The sequence below is a fragment of the Nonomuraea rubra genome (assembly GCF_014207985.1).
Taxonomy (GTDB): domain Bacteria; phylum Actinomycetota; class Actinomycetes; order Streptosporangiales; family Streptosporangiaceae; genus Nonomuraea; species Nonomuraea rubra.
On the sequence record NZ_JACHMI010000001.1, the window covers coordinates 7,772,479 to 7,794,880 of the forward strand.

The window sequence follows — 22,402 nt, forward strand, 5'->3', positions numbered from 1 at the left end:
CACGGCTATCCTCTGCGCCGCAGGGCGGGGTCGAGCAGCTCGGGCGGCCGCCACCCGGCGTCGGCGGCGTTGATCGTCAGCCCGGGCGGCACGATCACGTCGATGGCGTCCAGCACGTCGGGCGTCAGCCGGACGTCGAGGGCCCGCAGGTGGCTCTCCAGGTGGTCCATCGTGCGCGGGCCGATGATGGCCGACGTCACCGCCGGGTGCTGCATGACGAACTGCAGCGCGAGCTCGACCAGCGACATCCCGGCCTGCTCGGCCAGCAGGGCCAGCCGCTCGGCCGCGGCGAGCTTGCGCCGGTTCTCCTCCAGCTCCATGTCGTAGCGGGCGGGCAGCAGCGCGGCGCGCCTGCTCTGCGGCAGCTCGGCGCCCTCGCGGTACCGGCCGGACAGCCAGCCGCCCGCGAGCGGGCTCCACGCCAGGACGCCCATGCCGTACTGCTGGCACACCGGCAGGAGGTCGGCCTCGACGGCGCGGGCCAGGATCGAGTACGGGGGCTGCTCGCTGGCGAACCGCTCCCGGTGCCGCCGCTCGGCGACCCAGTGGGACTCGACGACCCGGTGGGCGGGGAAGGTGGAGCACCCGATGTAGCGCACCTTGCCGGCGCGTACGAGATCGGTCAGGGCGCCGAGCGTCTCGTCGAGGTCGACGGAGGGGTCGGGCCGGTGGATCTGGTAGAGGTCGATCCGGTCCGTACGCAGCCGGCGCAGGCTGTCCTCGACGGCCCGCATGATCCAGGCGCGGCTGTTGCCGCCACGGTTGGGCCCCTCGCCCATCTGGCCGTGGACCTTGGTGGCCAGCACGATCTCGTCGCGCAGGCCGCTCTCGGACAGGAAACGGCCGATCAGCTCCTCGGACTCGCCGGCGGCGTAGACGTCGGCGGTGTCGATGAAGTTCACCCCGGAGTCGACGGCCCGCTGGATCATCTTGCCGGTCTCTTCCGGGCCGTTCTCGCCCCACCAGCCGAACATCATCCCGCCGAGACAGATCGGACTTACCTTCAGGCCAGTCCGACCAAGTGGTCGGTAGTCCATTACGATCAACTCCCAGGCCGGTCGAAAAATGGATACGAGAACTGTCTACTATCCTTTTCGATGGGTTGGCAAGGGCCAGCTCGTGGGTACGAGTTGGGCGAAAGGGGAGGAACCATGCGCATCGCGGAGCTGAGCCGCCGGGCCGACGTGCCCGTACCGACGATCAAGTACTACCTGCGCGAAGGTCTCCTGTCCCCTGGCGAGCGCACCAGCTACAACCAGGCCCAATACACCGAGGAACACGTCCGCAGGCTCCGCCTGGTGCGGGCGCTGCTGGAGGTCGGCGGGCTGAGCGTGGCCGCCACCCGCGACGTCCTGGAGAAGATGGACGCCCCCGGGATGAGCCTCATCGACCAGGCCGGCAAGGCCCAGTTCGCCATGACCGTCTCCCCGAAGGTGGTCAAGGACGAGGCCTGGCAGGCGGCGGAGGAGGAGACCCAGGCGCTGATCGAGCGGCTCGGCTGGAAGGTGCGCCAGACCAACCCCGCCCGCCTGACGCTGGCCTCCGCGCTGGCCACGCTGCACCGGCTCGGCAAGACCGACCAGGTGAAGCTGCTGGAGATCTACGCCAGGGCGGCCCGCGAGGTCGCCGAGGCCGAGCTGGGCCAGCTCATCCAGGACTCCGAGCCGGAGGCGATCCTCGAGACGGCCGTGGTGTGGACGGCGCTCGGCGACGTCGTCTTCAGCGCGCTGCGCAGGTTCGCCCACGAGGACGTGGCCTACGGCGACGCCGCCCTCGACTGACGCCCTCATCTGACGGCCTCGGCCGACGCCCCGGCTGACGGCGATCAGGGCCAGACCGCCGCCGGCCTCGACCGACGCCCCCGACCGACGACAGGCGTGGCGACGCCGCCTTCGGCTGACGGCGGCTACGGCGTGACCGCCGCCGGCTGGTCCAGCAGCGCGTCGAGTTCCGCGGCCGCCCTGGCGGCGTCGGTGAACTCGATCGCCAGCCAGCCCGCGGCCCGGGCGCCGGCGCAGTTCTTGGCCAGGTCGTCGACCAGCACGCACTGCCCGGCCGGCACGCCCGCCCGGGCGGCCGCCAGCTCGAAGATCTCCGGGTCCGGCTTCCGGCAGCCGACCTGCGCGGAGTTGACCACGTCGTCGAAGACGCCCTCCGGCGGCACCATGCGCCGCCAGTGCTCCTCCCACGCCGGCGGCATGTTCGACAACATCCCGACGAACAGCCCCCGCTCGCGCACCCGGTGCAGTTGCGCCAGCCACTCGGCGTTGGTACGCCTGCCGTCGAACCAGGCGTCGGCGAAGCTGATCATCGGCGCCTCGATCCCCTGCCCTGCCAGCTCGGCGGCGATCTGCCGCAGCCACTCGTCCTCGGTGACCAGCGGGGTGTCCAGCGGCAGCATGAAGTCGTCGGTGCCGTAGCGGGCGGTCACGTTCGCGACGGCGGTCAGCAACGGGCCGGGCGGCAGGCCCGTCCTCGTGCAGAAGTCCGAGAACGTCTCGCCGACGGGCGGCGTCAGGACCCCGCCGAAATCCGTCCAGACTGCTTTTATGGAAATCGTCACCCTGCTACCTTGACGCATTTCCCTCAAGCCGCTGTCAGGCCGCCATCAAACCCCGATCACGTCCGGATCAAAGCCATTTTCAGCATTTCCCGGGCTGGTTACATTGCTGCCCATGATTCCCTTTGCAGAGACCCTCGGGGAGTTACTCGCTTTCCGGGCCCGGGAGAACGCCGCAAAAACTGTCTACCGCTTTCTCCCGGACGGCGAGCGTGAATCCCACTCGCTCACCTTCGCCCGGCTCGATCTGGAGGTCCGCGCGCTGGCCTCCCGGCTCGCCGAACACGCCGCGCCGGGCGAGCGCGCGCTGATCCTGGCACCCGGCTCGGCCGATTTCATCCGCGCGTTCCTGGCCTGTCAGTACGCGGGCGTGATCGCCGTCCCGATATTCCCGCCCATGCCGTTCGACGCCCGGCGCGGAACGTCGAACCTGCGGGCCATCGCGCAGGACTGCGCGCCCGGCGTGGTCCTGTTCGCCGGACCCGACGGGTACGAGCGGTTCATCCGCGACAACTCCCCCGAACTCGCGGCGCTGACGTGGATCGGGGCCGATGAGGCCGACGAGGGCCGTACCGGCTTCTCGCCGGTGCCCGCGGACCCGGCGGGCATCTCCTTCCTCCAGTACACCTCGGGATCCACCGCCTCGCCGAAGGGCGTCATGGTCAGCCACCGGGCGCTGCTCGCCCAGGAGCGGCTGCTGCACGAGATCGGCGACTTCAGCCAGGACTCGGTCATCGTGAGCTGGCTGCCGCTCTTCCACGACATGGGACTGATCGGCAACGTGCTGCTCGCGCTCTACGCGGGCTGCGAGGCCGTGCTCATGCCGCCGCTGACGTTCGTGCAGCAGCCGGTCCGGTGGCTGCGGGCGATCTCCGCCTACCGGGCGACCGTGTCGGGCGGGCCGAACTTCGCGTACGAGCTGTGCGTGCGGCGCGTGCCCGAGCAGGACCGGCAGGGTCTCGACCTGAGCAGCCTGCGGGTCGCGTTCAACGGCGCCGAGCCGGTGCGGGCGAGCACCCTGGAGGCGTTCACCGCCGCGTACGCGCCGCACGGGTTCGACGCGCGCGCACTCTACCCCTGCTACGGCCTGGCCGAGGTGACGCTGATGGCCACCGGCTCCCCCGTCGGGGGCGGCCCCGTCACGCTGGACGTGCACCTCGACGCGCTGCAGGAGGGCCGGCTGGTCACCGGCGGCGATCACCGCATCGTCGGCTCCGGCCGTCCAGGCCCACGGCGCCGGCTGGAGATCGTGGACCCGGAGACGTGCCTCCCGGTACGGCCCGGCCACGTGGGCGAGATCTGGGTCGCCGGGCCCGACGTGACCGACGGCTACTGGGGCAGGCCGGAGGAGACCGCGGAGGTCTTCGGCGCCCGCCTGACCGACAGCTTCGAGGGGCCGTTCCTGCGCACCGGTGACCTCGGCGTCGTGCACGAGGGCGAGCTGTTCGTCTCGGGCAGGCTGAAGGACCTGATCATCGTCGGCGGGCGCAACCACTACCCGCAGGACCTGGAGGCGACGGCCGAGACGGCGCATCCCCTGGTCAGGCGCGGCTGCGTGGTCGCGTTCGGCGACGCGCCGCTGGTCGTGGTGGCCGAGGTCAAGGCAGGGGCGACCGAGGAGCAGCTCGCGCGGGTCGGGCCGGCCGTACGCACCGCCGTCGCCGCCGGGCACGGCGTCCAGGTCGACGAGGTCGTGCTGATCGCCGCCGGCACCATGCCCAAGACGTCCAGCGGCAAGCTGCAGCGGCGGGCCTGCCGCGCGGCCTACGAGCGCGGCACGCTGACGGCCGCCGCGCCCGCACTCCAGCTCGAAGGAGCGTCATGACCACGCACCAGGAGACCGTCGAGTGGCTGCTGCGGCGCACGGCCGAGCTGCTGTCGGCGCCGGTCGCCGGCCTGTCGCCCGACACGCCGTTCTCCCAGCTCGGGCTCTCGTCCATGCAGTCGGTCGAGCTCGCGGGCGATCTGGAACGGTGGAGCGGCCGGTCCCTGTCGCCGACGATCGCCTACGACTACCCGACGATCGAGGCGGTGGCCGCGTACCTCACCTCGCCGGACGAGCAGCCGGACGAGCAGCCGGCCGAGCAGCCGGCCGAGCAGCCGGCCGAGCAGCCGGCCGGACGCCCGGACGCGGCACACGGCGAGCCCGTCGCCATCGTGGGCATCGGCTGCCGCCTGCCCGGCGCCGACGGGCCGGCGGGCTTCTGGAACGCGCTGCGCGAAGGGGTGGACGCCATCCGGGAGGTGCCGGCCGGCCGGTGGGACGGCGAGGCGCTCTACGACCCCGACCCCGACCGGCCCGGCCGGATGAACACCCGGTGGGGCGGCTTCCTTGACGACGTGGAGAGCTTCGACTCCGACTTCTTCGCGATCTCCGCGCGGGAGGCCGCGCGCATGGACCCGCAGCAGCGCCTGCTGCTGGAGGTCGCCTGGGAGGCGCTGGAGGACGCCGGCGTGCCCGCGTCCGTCCTGTCGGGCGCGCGGGCCGGCGTCTTCGTCGGAGCCTCCACCTACGACCACGGCGCGTCCCTGCTCAGCTCGGGCGCCGAGCCCGAGGCGTACGACGGCACCGGCGCCGCGCTCAGCGTCATCGCCAACCGGCTGTCGTACTGCCTGAACCTGCGCGGGCCCAGCCTGGTCGTCGACAGCGCCTGCTCCTCCTCTCTCGTGGCCGTCCACCTGGCCTGCCAGGCGCTGCGCGCCGGGGAGGCGGACCTCGCGCTCGCCGGCGGGGTCAACGTCATCACCAGCCCGCGGATCGCGCTCAGCTTCAGCAAGGGCAGGCTGATGGCGCCCGACGGCCGGTGCAAGCCGTTCGACCAGCGGGCCAACGGGTACGTGCGCAGCGAGGGCGCGGGCGTGGTGCTGCTGCGGCCGCTGTCGGCGGCGCTGGCCGCCGGTGACCGGATCTACGCGGTGATCCACGGCAGTGCCGTCAACCAGGACGGGCGTACCAACGGCCTGGCCGCGCCGAACCGGCCCGCCCAGGAGGAGGTGCTGCGCTCGGCGTACGCCGCCGCCGGCATCGACCCCGCGACGGTCGACTACGTCGAGGCGCACGGCACCGGTACGGCGGTCGGCGACCCGATCGAGGTGGCGGCCCTGGCCACGGTCCTCGGCCCGGGCCGGCCGGAGGAGCGGCCGCTGCGGATCGGCTCCGCCAAGTCGAACGTCGGGCACCTGGAGGCGGCGGCGGGCGTGGCGGGGCTGATCAAGGCGGCGCTGTCGCTGCACCACGGCGAACTGCCGCCGACCGTGCACTTCACCAAGCCCAACCCGCTGCTCGGCCTCGACCGCCTCCCGGTCGTCGTCCAGGACCGCACCGAACCGTGGCCGTCTGACGGCCCGGCCCACTCGCCGGGGACGGCTCGGCGCACGGCCGGCGTCAGCTCGTTCGGCTTCGGCGGCACCAACTCCCACGTCGTCCTGTCATCGGCACCTCCCCAGCCGGCCCCCGGCGGCTCTTCCGGTTCGGGCGGCGGGTTGCACCTGTTCCCGATCTCCGCGCGTTCGGAGGCGGCACTGCGGCGGCGGGCGGCGGCGCTGGCCGCCGTGGCGCGCGGCAGGGCGGGCGACACGGCCTGGCTGGCCGGGGCGGCCGCGGCGGCGGCGCTGCGCGGCGACCACGACCGCCACCGCGCCGCCGTCGTCGCCGCCTCCCCCGAAGAGCTCGCGACCGCGATGACCGCACTGGCGGAGGGCCCTGACGAGGCGAGCACGCGCAGGCGCCGGACCCAGCGCCCCACGCTCGTCTTCCCCGGCCAGGGCGCCCAGTGGGAGGGCATGGGCAAGCAGCTCGCCGACGCCGTCCCCGCCTTCCGGGCGGCCATCCGCAGATGCGACGCGGCGATCAGCCGCCTGCTGGGCGAGCCGCTCTGGGACGACGAACGCGGCCTCACCCCGCGCGGCACCGCCCACGTCCAGCCCGCGCTCTTCGCCTACCAGGTGGCGCTGGCCGAGACGTGGCGGGCGTGGGGCGTCGAGCCGGCCGCGGTGATCGGGCACAGCATGGGCGAGATCGCCGCCGCGCACGTCGCCGGCGCGCTGTCGCTGGAGGACGCCGCCCGCGTCGTCTGCGAGCGCAGCAGGCTGCTCACCCGGCTCACCGGCCAGGGCGGCCTGGCGCTGGTCGAGCTGGACGCCGAGGAGGCGGACCGCGCCCTGGCCGGCCGCCGCGACCGGCTGTCGGTGGCGGCCGTCAACGGCCCGCGCGCCACGGTGCTGTCCGGAGAGCCGGCGGCGCTGGACGAGGTGATCGCCGAGCTGGAGGCGCGCGGGGTGTTCGCCCGGCGGGTCGCCGTCGACTTCGCCGCGCACAGCCCCCAGGTCGGGCCGCTGCAGGACGAGCTGTCCGCGGCACTCGACGGGCTCGCCCCGGGGCCCGCGACGACCCCGCTGTACTCGACGGTCACGGCGGAGCCCGCGGCCGGTCCCGAGCTCGGCCCCGCCTACTGGCGGCGGAACGTCCGCGAGCCCGTGCTCTTCTCGCCCACGCTGGAGCAGCTCATCGCCGCGGGACACGAGCTGTTCGTGGAGGTGTCGCCGCACCCGGTGCTCACCCGCTCGGTGGCCGAGCTCGCCGGCCACCTCGACCGTCCGGTCGAGATCATCTCCTCGGTACGGCGCGACGAGCACGAGGCCCGCGCCCTGCTCGGCGCCCTCGGCGACCTGTACACCGGCGGCGCCGCCATCGCCTGGGACGCCCTGTACGACGGCGCGGCCCACGTCCCCCTGCCGCCCCACGGGTGGGATCGGCGGCGCTTTCCCCTGCTGCGCGCCGTGCCCGGCGCGACCGTCCCGTCAGGTCACGGGGGCGCGCTGCTGGGCGCCCGCCTGAAGGTGGGCGCCGAGCCGGGCCTGCGGCTGTGGCCGCTGTCGCTCGGCGGCGCGCACGAGCTGGCCGACCACGTCGCCGACGGCGTGCCGCTGGTCCCCGGCGCCTACTGGCTGGCGACCGCCGCCCAGGCGGCCGCCTCGGCCCGTGACGGCGAGGCCGCCGGTGCCGGGCCGGTGTCGCTGGAGGACGTGGACTTCGCACACCCCTGCCCGGCCGACGGCGACCCCGGGCTCCAGCTCGCCCTGCGCCCGTCGGGGCCGGGACGGCAGTCCTTCGTCATCACCTCCGACCGCGGCGGCGGCCCGGTGGTCCACGCCCGCGGCACCGTCTCCGGCGACACCACCCCGCCGTCGCCCCCTGCCGCTCCCGTCGACCTGCCGGGCGAGGTGCCGGTCTCGGAGCTGTACGAGCGGCTGGCGGCGGCCGGGCTGGACTACGGCCCGCGTTTCCGTGGCCTGACCGGGCTCCGTACGGGCAACCGTGAAGCGGTCGCGACGTTCGAGCTCCCCGGCGGGCTCGACACCGGCCGCGCACCGCTGCACCCCGCCCTGCTCGACGCCTGCTTCCACACGGTCGCGGCGGCGGCGGGCGGCGCCCTTCCCGCCCGCGTCCTGCCCCTGCCCGCCGGGGCCGGGCGCGTGTGGTCGCGCGGCGGGGAGGCCGTGCGGCGCGGTACGGCCCACGCCGTCATCCGCAGGCTCGCCCCCGACGAGCTGGCCGCCGACGTCACGGTGAGGTCGGAGGCGGGCGAGGTGGCCTGGGTGGTGTCCGGTCTGCGCATCCGCCTGATCCGGCGCCGCGCCGCCGAGGACGGCCGCCTCTACACGCTGCGCTGGCAGCCGCTGACCCCCGGCCCCGCCGTCACCACCCGGGGCGCCTGGCTGGTGCTCGCCGGCCCGGTCCCCGCGAGCGGTCCCGCCTCGGTGGGCGAACGGCTGGCGGAACGGCTGGCGGCGGCGGGCGAGCCGTACCTGCTCGCCGCCGCGGACCGGCCGCTCGACGAGCTGATCGACGAGGCGATCACCCGGCACGGCGCCCTGCGCGGCATCCTCGACACCCGCGCCACCAGCACCCTGCCCGCTCCGAACGGCCACGCGTACAACACCGCAACACCGACGCACGAGCACGTGGGACCACTGCACGACCGCGCGACGGAGGTGCTGCACGGACGCGCGTCCGAGGCGCTGCGGCTGGCGCGGGACCTGGTCCGGCGGGCGTGGCTCGGGCAGCCGCCGCGGCTGTGGTTGCTGACGGCGGGCCCGGCCGGGTCGGTGGTGTGGGGCCTCGGCAGGGTGATCGCCAACGAGCATCCCGAACTGGCCGCCACGCTGGCGGACCTGCCCGGCTCGCCCACGCGGGCCGACCTCGACGCCCTGGTGACGGCGCTGCGGGCGCAGGACACCCCGGGACAGATCCGGGTACGCGACGGCGCCCTGCTGGAGCCGAAGCTCGTGCCGGCCCCGGCGGGGTCCGGCGACCCGGCGCCGATCAGGCCCGGCCGCCCGTACCTGATCACCGGCGGCCTCGGCGCGCTCGGCCTGCACGTGGCGCGCCGGCTGGTGGAGAGGGGCGCGCGCAGGCTCGTCCTGACCGGCCGCACCGCGCCCGGCCCCCAGGCGCGGGCCGTGCTGGACGAGCTGCGGGAGGCGGGGACCGAGGTCAGGGTGGAGCTCGCCGACCTGGCCGACGCCGGGCAGCTCGCCAGGGCGCTCCCCGAGGACCTCGCCGGGGTGTTCCACCTGGCGGGCGTGCTGGAGGACGCGCTGGTCGCCACGCTCGACGACGGCCTCCTGCACCGCGCGCTGGCGGGCAAGGCGGCCGGCGCCTGGAACCTGCACACGCTGACGGCGGACCTGCCGGTGGAGCACTTCGTTCTGTTCTCGTCGCTGGCCGGCCTGTTCGGCTCGCCGGGGCAGGGCGCCTACGCGGCGGCGAACACGTTCCTGGACGGCCTGGCCGAGCACCGGGCCGCACTCGGCCTGCCCGCGCAGAGCATCGACTGGGGCACCTGGTCGGGCACCGGCCTGGCGGTGGCGGCCGGCGGCGTCGAACGGCTGGCGGCGCGCGGCCTGCCGCCGCTGTCCCCCGAGGTCGCGCTGGACCTGCTGGAGGAGTCCCTCGGCAGCGGCCGTCGGCACCTGGTGGCGGCGGCGTTCGACTGGGCGGCGTTCGGCAGGGCCGGGCTGGGCCCGGACCTGGCCCGCATGCTGGAGGGGCAGGTGAGCGCCGACCGGCCGGCGGCGGGCGCGGAGCGCGGCGCCGTCAAGAAGGCCGCGCTGGCCGCCACCGGGGCCGCCGCCCGTCTGGACGTCCTGCGCCGCTTCCTGCTGGAGCAGGTGGGCGCGGTCCTCGGCCAGACCCCCGAGAGCCTGGACACCTCCGCCCCGCTGCAGGAGCTCGGCTTCGACTCGCTGATGGCCATGGAGCTGCGCACCCGCCTGGAGACCGGGCTGGACCTGCGGCTGTCTGCCACCGTCGTCTACACCTTCCCGACCGTGGAAGCCCTGGCCGACGGCCTGACCCAGCGCATCACCGCCGAACGCCCCGCCGCCCCGGACCCGGCCGCCGTACACAACATGGCCGCCGTACTAGACACGGCCGCCGCACAGGACCTGGCGGGCGATGAGGACGCGGGCGACGAGCCGGGCGTGCCCGGCGAGCTGGCCGCGCTCGACGAGCACGAGCTGGCCGCACTGCTGGCCGAGGAGCTCGACCTGAAGGGAGGACGGCATGACTGACCAGCGCAAACTCCTGGAACGCGCCCTGCTGCAGCTCCGCGACACCCGGGCCCGCCTGGCCGCCGCCGTGTGCGCGGCCCGCGAGCCGATCTCGGTGCTCGGCGCGGGCGTGCGCCTGCCGGGCGACGTGGCGGACCTGGAGGCGTTCTGGAACCTGCTGCGCGACGGCGTCGACGCCGTCACGCCGTCGGTCGACACGCTCGACGGCCACCGCCCCGAGCCGGCCGACCGCGCCGAGAACGGCCGCTGGGCCGGGCTGCTGACCGAGGTGGACGGGTTCGACGCCGGCTTCTTCGGCATCTCGCCCGCCGAGGCGGCCAAGCTGGACCCGCAGCAGCGGCTCGTGCTGGAAGTGGCCTGGGAGGCGATGGAGGACGCGGGCCTGCCGCTGGAGACGCTGCAGCGTGCCGGCACCGGCGTGTTCCTGGGCGTCTACAACAGCGACTACCTCACCCTCCAGTACGACGACCCGGCCGTGATCAACACCTACACGGCCCCGGGCGGCGCCCACAGCGTGCTGGCCAACCGCCTGTCCTACCTCCTGGACCTGCGCGGACCCAGCCTGGCCGTGGACACCGCCTGCTCCTCGTCCCTGATGGCCGTCCACCTGGCGGTGCGGGCGCTGCGGCAGGGCGAGTGCGACATCGCGCTGGCCGGCGGCGTCAACATCATCCTCAACCCCGTCTCCACGCTGGTCACCGAGAAGGTGCTGCCGCTGGCGCCGGGCGGGCGGTGCCGTACGTTCGACGCCGCGGCCGACGGGATCATCCGCGCGGAGGGGTGCGGCGTGCTCGTCCTCACCCGCGAGTCGCTGGCCGCGGGCAGGCGCGTGCGCGCGGTGATCCGCGGTACGGCGGCCAACCACGACGGCCGCACCAACGGCCTGACGGCGCCCAACCCGCGCGCCCAGGCGGACCTGCTGCGCCGCGCCCTCGGCGACGCGGGCGTACGGCCGGAGCAGGTCACCTACATCGAGGCGCACGGAACGGGCACGCCGCTGGGCGACCCGATCGAGGTGGAGGCGCTGCGCGAGGTGTACGGCGACGGCTCCCTGCCGTGCGCGCTCGGCTCGGTGAAGACGAACTTCGGCCACCAGGAGGCCGCCGCGGGCGTCACCGGCCTGATCAAGGCCATGCTGGTGCTGGAGCACGGGCAGGTGCCGCCCAACGTGCACCTGCGGCGGCTGAACCCCGAGATCGACCTGGCCGGCAGCAGGCTGTCGGCCCCGGCCGCGCTCACCGGCCTGGCCCGTGGCGAGCACGCGCCGCTGGCGGCGGTCAGCTCGTTCGGGTTCGGCGGCGCGAACGCCCACGCGATCGTGCAGGCGCCGCCGCCCCCGCCCGCGGGCGCCGCCACGCTGGGCAAGCTCGTGCTGCCGCTGTCGTCCCGCGACCCGGCCGCGCTGGCCCCGCTGGCCAGGGCGTACGCGGAGCGGCTGGACGGCTGCGACCCGGCGCAGGCCGCGGCCGTGTGCGCGGCGGCGGGCACCCGGCGCACGCACCTGGCGCACCGGCTGTGCCTGACGGCCGCCGGCCCGGCCGAGCTCGTGGCGAAGCTGGGCGAGGTGGACGGCGGGGCTCCGGCGGTGCCGCCGCGGCCGCCCCGGGTGGCGTTCGTCTTCAGCGGCCAGGGCTCGCAGTGGGCCGGCATGGGGACCGAGCTGCTGCGGCGCGAGCCGGTGGTCGCGGCGGAGGTGGCGGAGTGCGACGCCGTCGTACGGGAGCTGGCCGGCTGGTCCGTGCTGGAGCAGCTCGCCGACGGCGGCCGGCTGCACGAGACGGAGGTCGCGCAGGTGGCGATCGGCGCGTTGCAGCTCGGGCTTGCCGCGCTGTGGCGGTCCTGGGGGGTCGAGCCGTCGGCGGTGACCGGACACAGCATGGGCGAGGTCACCGCGGCGTACGCGGCCGGGGCGCTGGACCGCGCCCAGGCGTTCGACCTGCTGCTGCGCCGGGCGCGGCGGGCCGAGGAGGGCGCGGCGGGCGGCGCCATGGCGAGCATCTCGCTGCCACCCGACCGGGTCCGCGAGCTGATCGCCGCCGGAGGCCGGGTGGGGGTCGCCGCTGTGAACGGGCCGCGCTCCACCGTCGTCGCCGGCGAGCGGCAGGCCGTGGTGGCCGTCTGCGACGCCGCCGAGCGGCTCGGCGCGAACGTGCGCAGGCTCCCCAGCCGCTACGGCTTCCACAGCCCGATGCTCGACGGCCAGGACGAACGCCTGGCCGCCGAGCTCGCGGACCTGCGCCCAGGCCCGTGCACGGTGCCGATGTACTCCACCGTGACCGGCGCCCTGGTCCAGCCCGGACAGCTCGGCGCGGCCCACTGGGGGCGCAACCTGCGCGACGCCGTGCGCTTCTCCTCCGCGGTCTCCGCGATCGCCGCCACCGGGGTGACGGTGTTCGTGGAGCTCGGCCCGCATCCGGTGCTGCTGCGCGACCTCGGCGAGACGCTGGAGGAGGCCGGTGTCCGCTACCGGGCCGTGGGCAGCCTGCGGCGCGGCCAGCCGGCGTCCGCCACCCTGGACCGCTCGCTGGCCGACCTCTACCGCGCCGGCCTGGACGTGGACTGGGAGGCGGTGCTCGGCGCCCCGCCCGCCGACGTCCCGCTGCCCGCCTATCCCTGGCAGCGCCGCCGCCACTGGCTGGGAGAGGCCACGCAGCGGGCCGACCTGGGCACGGCCGTGCCGCAGGCCGAGCGCGCCGCCACGATCGCCCTGTTCGTACGGCGCCGCATCGCCGACGCCCTCGGCCTCGACGACGTCGAGCAGGTGCCCGAGGACCGGCCGCTGGCGGACTTCGCCCTCGATTCGCTGGTGATCGTCGAGCTGAAGGGCCGGGCGGAGAGCGAGCTCGGCGTCACGGTGCCGCTGCAGGCGCTGCTCCGCGTCATGCACGGCGGCACGGCGCTCGACCTGGCCGCCATGATCGCGAAGGAGAGCTGAGCCCATGACCGCACTGGCCTGCCTCGGCGAGAACCCCGCCGCCGCGCTGCGCCTGATCTGCTTCCCGCACTCCGGCGGGCAGCCGGGCATGTTCCGCCGCTGGGTGGCCGGCCTGGCCCCGGACGTGGAGGTGTGGGGGGCGACGCTGCCCGGCCGCGCCACCCGGGTGAGCGAGCCGTTCGCCCGGCAGTGGAGCCCGCTCGTCGCCGAGATCACCGACGCCGTGCTCGACCAGGTGCCGGGGCCCGTGGCGCTGTTCGGGCACAGCCTGGGCGCGCTGCTGGCCTTCGAGGTGGGGCGCGCGCTGACGCTGGCCGGGCGGGCGCCCGAGCACCTCGTGGTCTCCGCCCGTGCCACGCCCGCCACGCCGTACCCGCTGACCCTGCCGGACGGCGACGAGGAGCTGATCGACGCCGTGGACCGCGTCTACCAGGGCATCCCGGCGGCGCTGCGCGACTCGCCCGAGCTGCTGCGGCTGTTCGCGCCGGTGCTGCGCGCCGACCTGGAGCTGGCCGTCTCCTACGTGTTCCGGCCCGGGCCCCCGCTGTCGTGCCCGATCACGGCGCTCGGCGGCACGGACGACCCGACGGTGTCCGAGGCCGAGCTGTCCGCCTGGCGCCGCCACACCAGCGGCGCGTTCGCCTCCGCCCGCTTCCCCGGCGGCCACTTCTACCTCGACGCCGCCGAACGCCCGGTGCTGGACACGCTCTGGCGGTGCCTGGCGCCCCGCCACGCTCTGACGAGGAGTTCGTCGTGACCTCTGACCCGTACGGAAAGCTGACCTTCGACCAGACGGTGCCGCGCTCGCTGGCCCACAGGCAGGCCGTGGGCGAGGTGTTCGTCACCGACTCCGCCCCGGGGCCGGACGGCGACTTCCTGGTGGCCGTGCAGGTGCCGCGCGCGCACAGCCTCTGGTTCGACCGGCTCGTCCCCTTCCATGACCCGTTCTCCACGGCCGAGGCGGCCCGGCAGGGGTCGTTCGTCGTGCTGCACCGGTACTTCGGGGTGCCCGTCGGGCTGCCGTTCAGCCTGCTGCGGTGGCAGTTCCGCGTGCACGACCTGGCCGCGTACCGCGACGACGAGCGGTCGCCGCTGCAGGGGGTCCTGCGTTACCAGGTGAACGACAAGTCCAAGGGCGGCGAGCTGGGCGACCTGACGCTGTCCGGGGAGCTGACGATCGGCTCCTCCACCGCCATGAGCTTCAACGGGGACGTGGTCTTCTTCGGCAAGGCGGACTACGCGGCACTGCGCGAGTTCCAGCAGGCGAGCAAGCCGCCGCCGGACCCGGCCGCGTCCGCCGTCACGCCGCTGGACCCGGCGCTGGTCGGCCGCCGCGATCGGCGCAACGTGGTCATCGGGGACGGGGAACGCTTCCCGTACGTGATCGACACCAGCCATCCCTCCTACTTCGACCACGCCTACGACCACGTGCCCGGGCCGTTCATCGTCGAGGGCTTCCGGCAGTCGGCGGTGGTCGCGGCGGTGCGGGCCGGGGAGCTGCCCTCGCCGGTCGCCGCCGTACTCGGCTGCACGACGACGTTCGGGTCGTTCGGCGAGTTCGGGGCGTTGCTGGAGTGCTCGGCCGAGGTGACGGGGGCGGCCGGCGGGCGCGTCACCGTCGCGGTGGAGCTGCACCAGTACGGCAAGCGGCTCGCGTCGGCGGGCATCGAGCTCGGGCCGTACCCGGCATGAGCCGCCTGCGCTCCCCGGTCGCGGCCGCCGGGCTGATCGCCTTCGCCCTGACGCTCACCCTGAGCTCCGGGAACGTCGCCCTGCCCGCGATCGAACGCGACCTCGGCGTCTCCTTCGCGGTCAGCCGCTGGGCCGTGCTCGGCTACGCCCTCGCAGCCGTCGTGTTCGTTCCCTTCGCCTGGCGGTCCCTGCGGGGGGTGGGGCTTCGGCGGGCGATGGTGTGGGGGGTGGGCGGTTTCGGGGTGGCTTCGGTGGTGTGCGCGCTGGCGCCCGAGATCGGCACGCTGCTGGCCGGACGCCTGGTGCTGGCCGCCTTCGCCGCTCTCCTGACAGTCCTGACCACCGTCCTGGCCGTGTCCGGTGAGGGCCAGGGTACGGTGCCGGGCACGAACCGGAACGCCGTACCTATCACGGTCCGGAACGCCGTGCCCAGCCCGGGCCGCAACGCCGTGTCCAGCCCCGGGTCGGTGGAGCGCGACCCGGGGGCGGAGCTTGCGGGCGCCGGGGCGGCGGGGCGTGGTGCGGTGGAGCTCGGCGCAACGCGCGCGTCCGGGAAGGCGGGTGGGCGGCGGGACGGCAGCGTCGGCGGGCTGGCGGTCGCGGCCGTCTGCGCCACGCTCGGCGGGTTCGCCGGGGCGGCGGCGGGCGGTGGGCTGGTGAGCCCGCTCGGCTGGCGCGCCCTGCTCCTCCTGCCCGTCCCGCTCTGCCTCCTCGCCCTCATCACACGCATCCCCGGCCCCCGGCCGAGCGCTCGTGCGTCCGCGACTTCCAACCCCGCGACGGCCTCATCAACGGCTGCGTTCGCGGACACCACCGTCTCCTCACCAACCACCGCACAGACCAACACCACCGTCTCCTTGCCGACGACCGCACAGACCAACACCGCGATCTCCCCATCAAGAGCCGCACCCACCGGCACCCCGGCCGCCCGTGCCCCCGCCCTGCTCGCCGTCACGATGCTGGCCACGATCGACGCGCTGGTCATCGTCCTGAGCCCGTTCTTCCTCTTCCAGGGCCAGGTGATGCAGTCCGCACTGCCGCTGGTGGGCCTGACCGTGACGGGCCTGCCGGTCGCGCTCATCGCGGGCGCCGCGATCGGCACCCGCCTGACCGGCCGGTTTGGCCCCCGGGCCGTCGCTCTGGCCGGCGCCGCGCTGGCCGCTCTCGGGCTGCTGCTCCTGCTGCCCCTCTCCCCCGCGTGGTCCGCCGCCGAGGTGGCGCTGCGGCTCGCCGTGGTGGGTGCCGGGATGGGCCTGTACGGCGGCCCCGCCCACTCCCTGGTCATGACCGGCGGCGCGCTCGACCGTGCCGCCGGCCGGCTCCAGTTCGCGCGCGGCCTCGGCTACGTCCTGGGCCCCGCTCTGGCCGCCACCCTGTGGGCGGCCGAGGGGTTCGGGAGAGCCGGGGTGGGCACCGCGCTCCTGCCTGCGCTCGGCGCCGCCGCGGTGGCGGCGCTCACCCTGATCCCCTACCGCTCCATGACCACCCGACGACCTTCACTCCAACGACCGGGAGCACCATGGACACCCACGCGATCAAGAGTCTGATGACCGAGGCCGTCACCCAGCTCACGGCCCCCGCCCGCCCGATCGAGGTGCGGCACACGCCCAGGCGGCACGTCTACCACCGCCAGGTGCGCTTCTCCGACATCGACGCCCACGGCCACGTGAACAACGTGCGCTTCCTGGAGTACCTGGAGGACGCCCGGATCGCCCTCTTCCTCGACTACGCGGGCACACCGCCCGAGGACCGCAGCGGGTTGCCCGCCGTAGGGGTCGCGATCGTGCGGCACGAGGTCGACTACCGCAGGCCGCTCAGGTTCCGGCACGGCTCGGTGCGGATCGAGTCGTGGGTGACGAAGGTGAACCGGGTCAGCTGCGAACTGGCCGCGGAGATCTGCTCGGACGAGGGGGTGTTCGCCGAGGCCCGCTCCACGATCATGGCCTTCGACCCGCACACCGCCAAACCACGGCGTTTCACCATCCCGGAGCGCACCTTCCTCAAGCGCTATCTGCACTGATGCGGATCCCGCCCTTCCGGCTGCAGCGGCCCCACTTCCAGCCGCTGCCGCCCCTCCGGCCGCTGCCCGTCCGGCCGCTGCCCCTCTGGCTGCTGCCCTTCCTCCGGCCGCGGCTCTTCCTCCTGCTGCCGCTGCTTCTCCTCCTCCTGACGCTAGGGTCGGCGCCGGCCGGTGCGCACGTGGTCGCCCCCGGTGCCGACCTGCGGATCGCGCAGACGATCGCCGGTGCCGAGCTGACGATCACGGTACGGGGCGTGAACAGGACGCCCGCGCCCGCCGTCGTGGAGATCGAGGCGTTCCACCCGGTCCCCGACCTCCCGGTCGAGCTGACGATGCGCTCCACCGAGACCGGCCGGGCGACCCGCGCGTCGGTGCGGCTGGCGGCGGGCCGGGCGGGCCCGTACCGGGTGAGCATGCAGGTGTTCCGGGCGGGGCCGCACGAGCTGGAGATGCGGACGCCCGCGGAGCGCTCGGTGCTGCCGGTCCGCGTGCTGGTCCCGGCGACGTCGCCGTGGGAGCTGGTCATCCACGGTGGGTTCTACGCGGCGGGGCTCCTGGTGGTGGGCGGGCTGCTGACGGGCGGGATGTCGCGACGCGGCCCCGCCGTGGCCGTACGCGCGGGCGCGCTGGTGGGGGTGGTGGCGCTCACCGTGGCGGTGCTGTCCCCGCAGCTCCCCGAGCCCGTCCCCGACGGCGCCGCACCGGGGGCCGAGCCCGTCCCCCGCCGTGCCGCTCCTCAGGCCGAGCCCGTTCCCGATGGCAGCGCCCCCATGGCGGAGTCCGGTAGCGGCGCTTCCATGGCCGAGCCAGGAGGCGCGGGCGGGCGGCCGTACCTGGTCGGGAGATTGAGCACGCAGCCGGCGCGACCGGCGGCCGGGACGGAGTTCACGCTGCTGGTCGACCTCGTGGACGGCTCCACGGGCCGCCCGGTGGACGACCTCGTCCTCCATCACGAGGCCCTGGCCCACCTGGTGGTGACCAGCGCCGACGGCGCGTACTTCCGCCACCTCCACCCCGTCAGGCTCGGCCCGGGCAGGCTCGCGGTACGCCTGCGCGCCGACCGCCCCGGCCGCCACCTCGCCTACGCCGAGCTGGAACGGGCGGACTCCGGCGGCCAGCTCGTCACCGGCGCGTTCGAGGTCGCCGCAGGCACTCAGGCGGCCCCGGTGGCGGCTTCCCCGCCCGGAGCGTCGGTGATCGTCCCGCCGCGGCCGGTGGCGGGCCGTCCCACCACCATCGGCGTCCGTACGAGGGGCCGTCTCCAGCCGTGGCTCGGCATGCCCGGCCACCTGATCGTGCGCGACAGGGAGGGCGGCTTCCTCGGTCACGTGCACGCCACGCCCACCCGCACGTCCGCGCTGACGTTCACCTTCAGCTTCCCCGCCCCGGGCACCTACCTCGCCTGGGCGCAGTACGCGACCGGCTCCACCGTCGAGACCGTGCCCTTCACCATCACGGTCGGGACGGAGGGCGAGACGTGATGAGACGCCTCCTGGCCGGCGCCTGCCTGGCCGCGGCGGCCATGACCGTCGCCGTCGGCTGCCTGTCGCGGCCCGGCCCGGTGTCGGCGCAGGGCGCGGGCACGCGTTATGCCGTCACGCTGACGATCGACGGGAGCGACACGGCCGACATCGTCGTGGACAGGGGCGAGGCCGAGGCGGTCGTGGTCACGGCCACGATGCCGCAGATGGGACACATCACCCCGGAGGCGACGGCTCGGCGCCTGGCGCCGGGCCGGTTCCGGGCGGCGGGCGAGCTGTTCACGATGGACGGGGTGTGGGAGGTCTCGGTACGCGTGTCCGGGGCCGCGGGTGAGGAGGTCATCCCGCTGACCGTCCTGGTCACCTCGTGAAGAAGAGGCGAGGGCGCCCGGATGGGGCCCTCGCCTTACAGCAGCGCCAGAGCCCTGACGGGCGCGCCGAAGCCGCCGCGCAGCTTCGCCGCGCCCACGACCAGCTGCGCTCCCCGTTCGGGCACGGTGTCGAGCGCGGCCAGGTTCTCCAGCCCGTACCTGCCCGTGGTCAGCAACATCCGGTGGACGAGCGGCTCGCGGCGGGTGCCGACGTCGAGGCTGCTGGTGTCGGTGCCGAAGCCGACGATGGAACGCTGGTTGATCAGGAAGTCGGCCGCCTCGGGGCTGATCCCGGGGAAGCGCATCACCTGCGCGAGCGCGTCGAACTGCAGGTACGCCGCGGCGTCGCCGACCCTCCTGTACCAGCCGCTGTCGAGGGCGACGAAGGCCCGGTCGGGGATGGGGCCGTTCCTGCGTTCCCATTCGCGCAGGTCCTTGACGGTGAGCTCGGTGATGTTGTCGCGGGCGGCGCGCTCGGCGATGCGGACGACGCACAGCGGGGCGACGAGGTCCTCGGGCCGCACCTGGTCGGCGGTGGGCAGGCCCTTCCTGGAGTGGGCGGGGACGTCCATGTGCGTCCCGGTGTGCTCGTTGAGCGTCCACTCGGCGGTGTTGAACCCGATCACGTCCTCGAACATGACCTGGCGGCGGGCGGGCTTGCGCACGTACATCTCGAACACCGGGAAGTCGGGGCCGAGCGGGTGCGTCAGGTCCAGGACGCGGGAGGCGCGCACCCCGCTCGCGGCCTCGGCCCGCCGGGGCAGCAGGGCGAGCGCGCCGGCCCCGAACAGACCGGCCAGCGCCCCGCGCAACACCTGCCGCCTGCCGGCCGGCCGCGGCTCGCCCTCCAGCGCCGCCATGATCGTCTCAGGCGCGCACACGAGGCGACCTCCCCCGACCGGCCAGCGGCGCCACCAGCGCGGCGACGTCCTCCCCGGTGGTGGCATCGGCGACATACCCGTCAGGCCGGACCAGCACGAGCTTCGCTCCCCGCAACGGCCCCTGCCCCGCGAAGCCACCAGGCACCCGGTACGGCTCCCCGTAAGCACTCCCCTTGGACACCAGCACCCGCGCCACCACCCGATCGGCCATCGGCTCCAGCCCGGGCAGCACCTTGAGCGGATCCACCCCCGGCATCACCAGCAGGGTGTGCCTCGGGTCGGCCAGCAGCTCGCCGAGCCGCACCGGCGCGCCGTCGCCGCGCAGCGGGGTCACCGTGACGTCCGGCAGGCCGCGGGCGCCGATCGCTCGCCGCCCGCCCCGCGGCCCGACCACGGGGCTCTTGCGGTAGTCGAGATCGTCCTGCGCCAGGTTGGGGATGAACCGGCGCTCCAGCGCCCCGGTGGAGCCGAGCAGGCCGAGCAGCCCGTCACGCAGGAGGCGGCCGATCGGGGAGCGTACGGTCCACAGCCGGGTCTGCTGGTGGGCGCCGCGCAGCACCTGCGCGGCCACCGGCGAGCGTTCGGCCTGGTAGCTGTCCAGCAGCCGGTCGGCGTCGCCGTGCCCGTTGAGGACGAGGGCGAGTTTCCAGCCGAGGTTGGCGGCGTCCTGGATGCCGGTGTTGAGGCCCTGGCCGCCCGCCGGGCTGTGCACGTGGGCGGCGTCGCCGGCCAGCAGGCAGCGGCCGGCCCGGTAGGCGGCGGCCTGGCGCATGTGCACGGGGAAGCGGGTGCTCCACGTCAGGTCCTTGATCTGCACCGGGTAGGGGGCGCGCTCGGTGGCCAGCCGCTGCAGCTCCTCGGCGCTCGGCGCGGAGTCGAGCCTGCCGGCCCGGCCGGCGTCGGCGAACACGCGCAGGCCGCCGCCCGGCAGCGACACCAGCACGAGCACGCCGTCGGGGTGCAGGTGGTAGTGCGCCTCGCCGCGCGGGACGGCGCTGGAGACGTGGCCGTCGCCGAGGATGAAGCTCTGGGTGTAGGTGGTGCCCGCGAAGGGGATGCCGGACAGCTCGCGGACGGTGCTGTGGGCGCCGTCGCAGCCGACCACGTACGCGGCGGTGAGCTCTTCGAGCCCGCCGGGGCCGTCGAGCCGGACGCCGACGTGGTCGCCGTGGCCGGTGAGCCCGACGAGCTCCGTACGCCACTCCACCGCCACCCCGAGCTCGCGCAGCCTGGCGGCCATGACGGCCTCGACGGCGGGCTGCGTGATGCCCAGCATGGTCGGGCCGCCGTTGTGCCAGTCGCCGAGGCGCACGGTCGCCACGTTCCTGGAGCCCGACCAGTAGCGGGCGGCGCCCATCCGGAGGCCGGCGGCGATCACGCCGTCGGCCGTGCCGTGCCGGGCGAGGACGTCCAGCGCGCCGGGCCACATCGCCACGGCTCTGGCCTGGTGGGCGGGCCTGTCGAGGGAACGGTCGATGATCCGGCAGGTGATGCCCTGCCTGCGGAGCTCTGTCGCGAGAGCCAGTCCGGTGGGGCCGGCGCCCACGACCAGGACGGGCAGGGAGATCTTCTCGGTGTCCACCGCGCCACCGTAGGCAGGGGGTGGTCCCGGGCGACTCCAGCGAAGGGTGACAGCGGCCGGATCTAACGGGTCAGCTCATGTGCCGAAGGAAACATTCGTCTTCCGCTTTCGGACAGCCTGTGCCGCCGGGCACCGAGGTGGATCGGGATGGCCGTCGTACCATCCGACAGAACGGCTCTCTCTCGAGAGTACGCAAATGACGGGGAATTGAGCACTTGATGATCAAATTCAATGTTCTCGGTCCGCTGGAAGTGCGCACGGAAGCCGATTCTGCTCTGCCCAAGGGCCGGAAGGCACGCCAGGTCCTGGCGTTGCTGCTGCTCCGGGCCAACGAGGTGGTGGACGTGGAGACGTTCGCCGAGGAGCTGTGGGAGGGTCGCGGCGGGGGGGTCGGCGCGATCCGCACGCACGTCTACAACCTGCGCTCGGCGCTGGCCGCCCAGCCCGCCACCCGCGCGGTGGCCGACATGCTGGTCACCGAGCCGACCGGGTACCTGCTGCGGGTCGAGCCCGGGCAGCTCGACGCGGAGGCGTTCGCCGACTCGGTCGCCGAGGGGCGGCAGCTCATGAGCTCGGGCGCGGCCGAGAAGGCGGCGCGGCGGCTGCGTGACGGGCTGAGCCTGTGGCGGGGGCGCGCGCTGGCCAACGTCACGCCGGGGCCGGTCGTGGCCCGGCATCTCACGTACCTGGAGGAGATCCGCAACCGCGCCGTCGAGCTGCGGCTGGAGGCGGATCTGCGGCTCGGCCACCATCGGGAGCTGGTGGCGGAGCTGCGCACGCTGATCGCCAGGAACCCGCTCAACGAGTGGTACCACCTGCGGCTCATCGAGTGCCTGTGCAGGTGCGGGCGGCGCGGCGAGGCCCTGCTCGCCTACCACGACCTGCGCAGGATCCTGGACGAGGAGCTCGGGCTGGAGCCTTCGGCGGAGGCCAGGCGGCTCCAGCACGGGATCCTGGCGGACGCGGGGCACGCGCCCGCCGATCAGCAGTCGAACCGCCCGATGTACAGCTGGTCCCTGCGCGCGCCGCTCGCCCGCAGGCCCGCGGCCGTGGTGTCGACGAAGCGGGGGCTGCCGCAGATGAAGTAGCGGGCGCGCGGCGTGACCGGGATGGCGGGCCGGTGGGGGCGTACGACCTCCTGGTAGCGCTCGCCGAGGCGGTGGCGCAGCTCCGCGCCGGACACCGCCTCCTGCGGCGAGGCCACCACGTGGACGAGCGACAGGGGCAGGTCATCGCCCTGGCGCACCAGCTCCACGAAGGAGGTCACGCCGATGCCGCCCGCGATCAGCACCGCAGGCCGGCGGG

Annotated in this window: 16 protein-coding genes; 11 read left to right on the forward strand and 5 right to left on the reverse strand. The window is 74.8% G+C overall.

The window, feature by feature from the left end:
* Nucleotides 1-5: 5 nt before the first annotated feature.
* Nucleotides 6-1,037, reverse strand: coding sequence for an aldo/keto reductase (locus HD593_RS35350; RefSeq protein WP_185106269.1), 1,032 nt, complete (start codon nucleotides 1,035-1,037; stop codon nucleotides 6-8).
* 114 nt (nucleotides 1,038-1,151) lie between these two features.
* Between HD593_RS35350 and HD593_RS35355 the strand changes: the two genes are divergently transcribed.
* A complete protein-coding gene (locus HD593_RS35355) occupies nucleotides 1,152-1,781 on the forward strand; it encodes a MerR family transcriptional regulator (RefSeq protein WP_185106270.1) in 630 nt (209 codons plus the stop codon).
* A 125-nt stretch (nucleotides 1,782-1,906) separates the two neighbouring features.
* On the opposite strand, the gene HD593_RS35360 is transcribed toward HD593_RS35355, so the two are convergent.
* On the reverse strand, nucleotides 1,907-2,563 hold the full coding sequence (locus HD593_RS35360; RefSeq protein WP_312903935.1) for an HAD family hydrolase: 657 nt from the start codon (nucleotides 2,561-2,563) through the stop codon (nucleotides 1,907-1,909).
* A 112-nt stretch (nucleotides 2,564-2,675) separates the two neighbouring features.
* Here HD593_RS35360 and HD593_RS35365 point away from each other — a divergent pair, with 112 nt between their 5' ends.
* From HD593_RS35365 to HD593_RS35405, 9 genes are read left to right on the forward strand one after another with little or no spacing between them, the layout of a single operon-like run.
* Entirely contained in the window at nucleotides 2,676-4,385 is a 1,710-nt protein-coding gene (locus HD593_RS35365; protein ID WP_185106272.1) for a fatty acyl-AMP ligase, read from the forward strand.
* Nucleotides 4,382-10,135 carry a type I polyketide synthase gene (locus tag HD593_RS35370; protein ID WP_185106273.1) on the forward strand — a complete coding sequence of 1,918 codons (5,754 nt, stop codon included), beginning with the start codon at nucleotides 4,382-4,384 and terminating at the stop codon, nucleotides 10,133-10,135. Before HD593_RS35365 ends, HD593_RS35370 begins: the two co-directional genes overlap by 4 nt.
* Entirely contained in the window at nucleotides 10,128-13,070 is a 2,943-nt protein-coding gene (locus HD593_RS35375) for a type I polyketide synthase (RefSeq protein WP_185106274.1), read from the forward strand. Before HD593_RS35370 ends, HD593_RS35375 begins: the two co-directional genes overlap by 8 nt.
* Nucleotides 13,071-13,074: 4 nt before the next feature.
* A complete protein-coding gene (locus HD593_RS35380) occupies nucleotides 13,075-13,827 on the forward strand; it encodes a thioesterase II family protein (RefSeq protein ID WP_185106275.1) in 753 nt (250 codons plus the stop codon).
* A complete protein-coding gene (locus tag HD593_RS35385; RefSeq protein WP_185106276.1) occupies nucleotides 13,824-14,762 on the forward strand; it encodes an AfsA-related hotdog domain-containing protein in 939 nt (312 codons plus the stop codon). Before HD593_RS35380 ends, HD593_RS35385 begins: the two co-directional genes overlap by 4 nt.
* Complete coding sequence (locus HD593_RS35390; RefSeq protein ID WP_185106277.1) at nucleotides 14,759-16,309, forward strand: MFS transporter; 1,551 nt, start codon at nucleotides 14,759-14,761, stop codon at nucleotides 16,307-16,309. Before HD593_RS35385 ends, HD593_RS35390 begins: the two co-directional genes overlap by 4 nt.
* Nucleotides 16,282-16,782, forward strand: a complete 501-nt coding sequence (locus HD593_RS35395; protein ID WP_246546880.1) for an acyl-CoA thioesterase — start codon at nucleotides 16,282-16,284, stop codon at nucleotides 16,780-16,782. The genes HD593_RS35390 and HD593_RS35395 overlap by 28 nt, the downstream gene beginning before the upstream one ends.
* Nucleotides 16,782-18,263 carry a hypothetical protein gene (locus HD593_RS35400; protein ID WP_185106278.1) on the forward strand — a complete coding sequence of 494 codons (1,482 nt, stop codon included), beginning with the start codon at nucleotides 16,782-16,784 and terminating at the stop codon, nucleotides 18,261-18,263. Before HD593_RS35395 ends, HD593_RS35400 begins: the two co-directional genes overlap by 1 nt.
* Nucleotides 18,260-18,634 (forward strand): hypothetical protein, encoded by a 375-nt coding sequence (locus HD593_RS35405; protein WP_185106279.1) that lies wholly within the window; start codon nucleotides 18,260-18,262, stop codon nucleotides 18,632-18,634. The genes HD593_RS35400 and HD593_RS35405 overlap by 4 nt, the downstream gene beginning before the upstream one ends.
* A gap of 35 nt (nucleotides 18,635-18,669) precedes the next feature.
* Here HD593_RS35405 and HD593_RS35410 read toward each other — a convergent pair whose 3' ends face one another.
* Nucleotides 18,670-19,515, reverse strand: coding sequence for a cyclase family protein (locus tag HD593_RS35410; protein ID WP_185106280.1), 846 nt, complete (start codon nucleotides 19,513-19,515; stop codon nucleotides 18,670-18,672).
* Complete coding sequence (locus tag HD593_RS35415; RefSeq protein ID WP_185106281.1) at nucleotides 19,502-21,097, reverse strand: FAD-dependent monooxygenase; 1,596 nt, start codon at nucleotides 21,095-21,097, stop codon at nucleotides 19,502-19,504. Before HD593_RS35415 ends, HD593_RS35410 begins: the two co-directional genes overlap by 14 nt.
* 218 nt (nucleotides 21,098-21,315) lie before the next feature.
* Between HD593_RS35415 and HD593_RS35420 the strand changes: the two genes are divergently transcribed.
* The gene (locus HD593_RS35420; RefSeq protein ID WP_185106282.1) at nucleotides 21,316-22,185 is read left to right on the forward strand and encodes an AfsR/SARP family transcriptional regulator; all 870 of its coding nucleotides are present in this window, start codon (nucleotides 21,316-21,318) and stop codon (nucleotides 22,183-22,185) included.
* Here HD593_RS35420 and HD593_RS35425 read toward each other — a convergent pair.
* Complete coding sequence (locus tag HD593_RS35425; RefSeq protein ID WP_185106283.1) at nucleotides 22,080-22,388, reverse strand: ferredoxin reductase domain-containing protein; 309 nt, start codon at nucleotides 22,386-22,388, stop codon at nucleotides 22,080-22,082. The two genes, HD593_RS35420 and HD593_RS35425, sit on opposite strands and share 106 nt — an antisense overlap.
* Nucleotides 22,389-22,402 lie beyond the last annotated feature (14 nt).